This window comes from Microcystis sp. M090S1, assembly GCF_020246295.1.
In the GTDB taxonomy this organism is placed as follows: domain Bacteria; phylum Cyanobacteriota; class Cyanobacteriia; order Cyanobacteriales; family Microcystaceae; genus Microcystis; species Microcystis aeruginosa.
In genome coordinates this window covers 1-5371 of the sequence record NZ_JADBTF010000092.1, presented here as the reverse complement: position 1 = coordinate 5371, position 5371 = coordinate 1, and the positions used below count along the sequence as shown (strand labels likewise).

Annotated in this window: 4 protein-coding genes and 1 pseudogene; 3 read left to right on the top strand and 2 right to left on the bottom strand. The window is 46.4% G+C overall.

Annotated elements, in window-relative coordinates:
* Nucleotides 1-191: 191 nt before the first annotated feature.
* Both purF and purL read right to left on the bottom strand, forming a co-directional pair.
* Nucleotides 192-1655, bottom strand: coding sequence for an amidophosphoribosyltransferase (gene purF, locus IM477_RS04190; protein ID WP_287730650.1), 1464 nt, complete (start codon nucleotides 1653-1655; stop codon nucleotides 192-194).
* 267 nt (nucleotides 1656-1922) lie between these two features.
* Nucleotides 1923-4193 (bottom strand): phosphoribosylformylglycinamidine synthase subunit PurL, encoded by a 2271-nt coding sequence (gene purL / locus IM477_RS04185; RefSeq protein WP_287730649.1) that lies wholly within the window; start codon nucleotides 4191-4193, stop codon nucleotides 1923-1925.
* Nucleotides 4194-4341: 148 nt separating this feature from the next.
* Between purL and IM477_RS04180 the strand changes: the two are divergent.
* The 3 genes and pseudogenes from IM477_RS04180 to IM477_RS04170 form a co-directional block, all read left to right on the top strand.
* A pseudogene (locus tag IM477_RS04180) lies at nucleotides 4342-4830 on the top strand (DUF29 domain-containing protein); the annotation flags it as partial.
* A 116-nt stretch (nucleotides 4831-4946) separates the two neighbouring features.
* Nucleotides 4947-5102: a type II toxin-antitoxin system HicB family antitoxin gene (locus IM477_RS23295; RefSeq protein ID WP_369800415.1), complete on the top strand. Its 156-nt coding sequence runs from the start codon at nucleotides 4947-4949 to the stop codon at nucleotides 5100-5102.
* Nucleotides 5103-5197: 95 nt separating this feature from the next.
* The coding region (locus IM477_RS04170) for a DUF2887 domain-containing protein (protein WP_287730651.1) at nucleotides 5198-5371 on the top strand (174 nt) is incomplete at its 3' end.

Below are 5371 nucleotides of genomic sequence, written 5' to 3'. Positions count from 1 at the left end.
TCGGTTCTGTGTGATAAGTTTAACTTACATAGGATCGATCAATCTTTGTGTCCTTTGTGTCTTTGTGGTTCGTTCCACCCCCTCGCTAGGAGGAATGTATCTTAGAATACATTTTACCTACCAAATCCAAGAGAGCCAAAAAAAGTCTAAAAACCTTATCCAACAAGGTTTTTAGATTTATTCAGCAAACCCTATTTAACTTTTTCTAAGATCAACTTCGAGCGCTTAACATTATCGGGTACAGGAATCGGATAATCACCATTAAAACAGGCAGTACAGAAGGTTTTCGGATCTTCCTTCGTTGCTGTTAACATTGCATCGTGACTAAGATAAGCTAAACTATCCACCCCGATTTGTGCCTGAATTTCCGCCACCGATTTAGTTGCCGCAATTAATTGCTCTTGGTTGTCCGTATCAATGCCATAAAAACAAGGATGAGTCACCGGAGGAGAAGATATTCTCATGTGAACTTCTCTTGCTCCGGCATCCCGTAAAGCTTTAACTAATTTCCGGCTAGTGGTTCCCCGCACGATCGAATCATCAACAATAATAACTCTTTTTCCCTGTAAAACATCCTTTAAAGGATTCAATTTCATCTTAATTCCCGACTCTCTCATGTGTTGGGTTGGTTGAATAAAAGTTCGTCCCACATAACGATTTTTAATCAATCCTTCCGCGTAGGGAATATCAGAAATGCGCGAAAATCCGATCGCAGCCGGAATACCCGAATCGGGAACTCCCATCACCATATCTGCTTCTACCGGCGACTCTTTGGCTAATTGTTCCCCCAAACGTACCCGATAAGTATATAAAGATTCCTCGTGGACAATGCTATCGGGACGGGCAAAATAAATCATCTCGAAAACGCATAATTTTTTCTCCGGTTTCATGGCCCAATCCACTGAAGATAAGCCATCTTCACTAATCCAAACTAATTCCCCCGGCTGCACATCCCGTAGATAATCGGCCCCGATAATATCTAATCCGCAGGTTTCCGAAGCTAAAACATAACGGGGGGGATTGCCTTCTTCTTGCAAAACCCCAATTACTAACGGTCTGACACCATTGGGATCTCGCGCCCCGATAATTCCCGTCGGTGTGCCGATAACAAGGCTGTAAGCCCCGCTACAATAGCTAAAGGCATCGATCGCCGCTTGTATCCAATCCTTGCCACTATCCACTTCCTGGCCGATAGCGACGGCGATCATTTCCGAGTCGGTGGTGGTGCCGAAATCACAACCGCGCTTTTCTAATACATTTCTTAACTCAAAAGTATTGACTAAATTGCCATTATGTGCTAGGGAAAGTTTACCTAAACGGGTTTCGATCACAGCAGGTTGGGCATTGGCCCGACGGCTAGAACCGGTGGTAGAGTAACGAGTATGACCGACGGCGTGAGTACCGGGCAAGGTTTTAAGGACAGTTTCGCTAAAAACTTGGGAAACTAAGCCCATTTCTTTGTAACAATGCACCGTTTCCCCGTCGTAGGTGGCAATACCTGCCGATTCCTGTCCTCGGTGTTGCAGGGCATAGAGTCCAAAATAGGTCAGTTTTGCTACTTCTTCCTCGGGGGCATAGAGCCCAAAAACTCCACAGGCTTCTTCAGGCTTATCGACGCGGTTCAAGAATAGGGATGAGTCGGGATGGCTAGACATGGGATGGTGGGGGCTTGGGGCTACTTTTGAGACAAAATCTTAACTTATCTTAATCTCTTTTTAACACCTTATTTATGGGGATTTGAGGGGTGGGGAACAGTTATCAGGTGTTGGGTTGTTGGGTTTTAGGGTTTTAGGGTTTTGGGGTTTTGGGGTTTTGGGGTTTTGGGGTGTTAGGGTGTTAGGGTTTTAGCTGAAATTCCCCATTTCCCCATTTCCCCATTTCCCCATTTCCTCACTCCCGACGACCGACTCCTGTCTCCTTCCCTAAAGCCTTCTTTCGATCGCTTTTGACCAAACTTGCTGTATAGTTTCTAGACTAACATCGATCGCCGGTTGTTTATTCCGGTCAAAAATCCGAAGATTCTCGCTTTTTTCGCTAACTTTGCCAGTTATTTGCCAATAGTCTCCTAATTGTGTCTTTAGGTATTCTTCCCAATCTTGCCGATTTTCGGGGGAAACGGAGACAATAATGCAACTAGCTAATTCTCCGAATAACACCGCGTCAAAACGGCCTTGATGCTGCCAAGAAAGGTCAATTTCCGCCCCTAACTGCCCACTAATACAGCATTCTGCCAGAGCAGTGGCTAAACCTCCTTCGGCGCAATCGTGGGCAGATTTCACCCAACCGGCGCGAATTCCCCGACGACAGGCCGCTTGTACCTTTCTTTCTAACTCAAAATCAATTACCGGCGGTTTTCCCGTCACCAAACCGTGAATAACGGCTAAATATTCGGAAGCGCCGATAGTTGGCAAGGAAAAACCAAAAATATAGATTAAATCCCCCGCTTTTTGCCAACCTTGGCCGCAAATTTGCCCGATATCCGGCACTAATCCCACCATCCCAATCACGGGAGTCGGATAAATAGACTGGGGGCTGCCAGCTGCATCAACGGTTTCGTTGTACAAAGAGACATTACCCCCAGTCACCGGTGTATTCATTTCCCGACAAGCTTCAGCAATACCCTGACAAGCAGTGGCTAATTGCCAATAACCGATTGAATTCTCTGGACTTCCGAAATTGAGATTATCCGTGACAGCAATGGGGTCGGCACCAACACAACTAAGGTTTCTGGCCGCTTCCGCCACGGCCAACTTAGCTCCGTTATAGGGATCAAGATAAACGTATCGCGGATTACAATCTGTAGTCGCCGCTACACCTCGCCGAGAATTTGCGGGATTAGCACCCAGAGGACGCACGCGAATCACGGCCGCATCGGCTCCCCCGGGGAGAATAACGGTGTTATTCTGGACTTGATGATCATATTGACGATAAACCCAGCGTTTTGAGGCAATCGAGGGACTATCCAGCAGTTTTAATAAAATCTCGTTATAGGATTCGGGAATAGGAATCGTGCTATCTTGCCATAATTGAGCTTTTTGGGCGTATTCTGGCGGTTCTGTTAGTAATTCCCGATGATAAATCGGAGTATTATCCGCCAGGGCCGTGGCAGGAATTTCGGCGGCAATTTCCCCTTTAAATAATATACGGACGATCGGTTCTGCAATTACTTGGCCAGCGACCACAGCCTGAAGTCCCCAACGATGGAAAATCTCGATTAATTCGCCTTCTCGTCCCGATGCTGCCACAAATAACATTCTTTCTTGGGATTCCGACAGCAGATATTCGTAGGGGACCATCCCAGTTTCCCGGACGGGGATTTTATCGAGATCTAATTCAATTCCCACCCCTCCCTTGGCTGCCATCTCGGAGGTAGAACAGGTGATCCCAGCGGCCCCCATATCCTGGGCCGCCACCACCGCACCGGTCTTAAATGCCTCTAAACAAGCTTCTATGAGGGATTTTTCCAGAAAAGGGTCGCCCACTTGCACCGCGGGCCGGTCATCCATAGATTTATCGGTTAATTCGGCACTGGCAAAACTCGCCCCTCCCATACCGTCGCGGCCGGTGGTAGAACCAACGTATAAAACTGGGTTTCCCAGTCCTTTTGCCCCAGATTTAACGATTTCCTCGGTTTCCATTAGCCCTAAAGCCATGGCATTAACGAGGGGATTGCCATTGTAGGCATTATCAAAGTATATCTCACCGCCCACCGTGGGAACGCCCACACTATTGCCATAATGACTTATTCCCTCCACGACTCCGGCAAAAATGCGACGATTGCGGGCATCTTGCAAGTTACCAAAACGGAGAGAGTTGAGGATAGCAATGGGCCGGGCCCCCATGGTAAAAATATCCCGCAGGATACCTCCGACTCCGGTAGCGGCACCTTGGAACGGTTCCACCGCAGAAGGATGATTATGGGACTCGATTTTAAAGGCTAATCGCAATCCATCGCCTAAATCCACTACTCCGGCATTTTCTCCTGGTCCGACGAGAACTTTTTCGCCGGTGGTGGGGAATTGTTTGAGCAGCGGCCGGGAGTTTTTATAACAGCAGTGTTCCGACCACATCACGCCAAACATCCCTAATTCGGCTTTGTTGGGGTGTCTTCCCAGTCTTTTGACTATTTCTTCGTATTCTTCGGGTTTGATGCCTTCTGAGGCAATTTCTGCGGCAGTGAAGGGGGTAGTCATGGGACAATGCGATCGAGGGACAAGATTTATTGTATAACGTCTGATGAGATCGAGTTACAATGCCTAGTCAAGGACAAAAAAGTTAAAAGGGTTTGCGCTAGTAAAGTTAAGCTAAAGACATAGTTTTATGATCAGTTGGAACGAAACTATGGCAGTAGAAACAGCTTTATCAATGAAAGCCTTATACGATCAGGATTTTGTTCTCTGGGCTTCAAAAACCGCCGAACTTTTAAAGCTAAAAAAGTTTGATGACGTGGACTGGGAAAATCTGATCGAGGAAGTGGAGTGCCTGGGGAAAAGTGACAGACGGGCTGTAGAAAGTTTATTAACCCGACTTATCGAACACCTGTTTAAGTTAGCTTATCACAAATCGGAACGGGAGCGAGAACGCAACGTCTGTCACTGGGTAGGAGAAATCGCCGGTTTCCGAACTCAACTAGGAGAGTGGCTAGAAACTACTACTCTCACCAACCACGCGCGGGATTATTTTCAAAAAGCCTACTCGAACGCTCGGAAAACTTTAATACAAGCGAAAGCAGTCACTGGCGACGCGATTCCTCTAGAGCCTCCTTTCTCCCTCGAACAGGTATTAGATGGGGAATGGTTCCCAATTGATATCGATCATTACTTCGACGTATATAGCGGTAAGCGCTTGAGTGAGATACAGACCAAGCTTTGCCTAGCATGGTTTATAGCTCGTGACACTGTACCTCATACGACTGCACACCGCTATAAGGACAAAAAAAGTTAAAGATGAATATTAAAGTTATTGTTTGGCAAGAGGATGATTTATGGTGTGCCACCGTTCCAGCTTTCCCCGATTGTCATACTTGGGGAGAAAGTATAGGAGAAAATCTATCCAACCTCCATCATACCCTATTTAATCTTGGTTCCGATGGTGTTGGGTAACAGTCGTCATCCCAATTGCTCAAAAACAGGAGCTTCCTGAAGAATACAATAAAAAACTTTTGCTAAACTAGAGGCCTCTTTTTGAGTTTAATTGCGTGAAAACTGACAGTATTTTTTATCAACTCTTACAAAGATTTCCCGCTTGTTTCTTTGATTTGTTGAACCTTCCCCCCGAAACCGCCAATTCTTATCAATTCTCCTCGGTGGAAGTTAAACAATTGTCCTTTCGTCTCGATGGAGTCTTTTTGCCTGATACACCCAATCAGCCT

What these genes read in the sequence shown, in the direction of transcription:
- purF (WP_287730650.1), bottom strand. Translation starts at nt 1,655, where the DNA reads ATGTCTAGCCATCCCGACTCATCCCTATTCTTGAACCGCGTCGATAAG.
- purL (WP_287730649.1), bottom strand. Translation starts at nt 4,193, where the DNA reads ATGACTACCCCCTTCACTGCCGCAGAAATTGCCTCAGAAGGCATCAAA.
- IM477_RS23295 (WP_369800415.1), top strand. Translation starts at nt 4,947, where the DNA reads ATGAATATTAAAGTTATTGTTTGGCAAGAGGATGATTTATGGTGTGCC.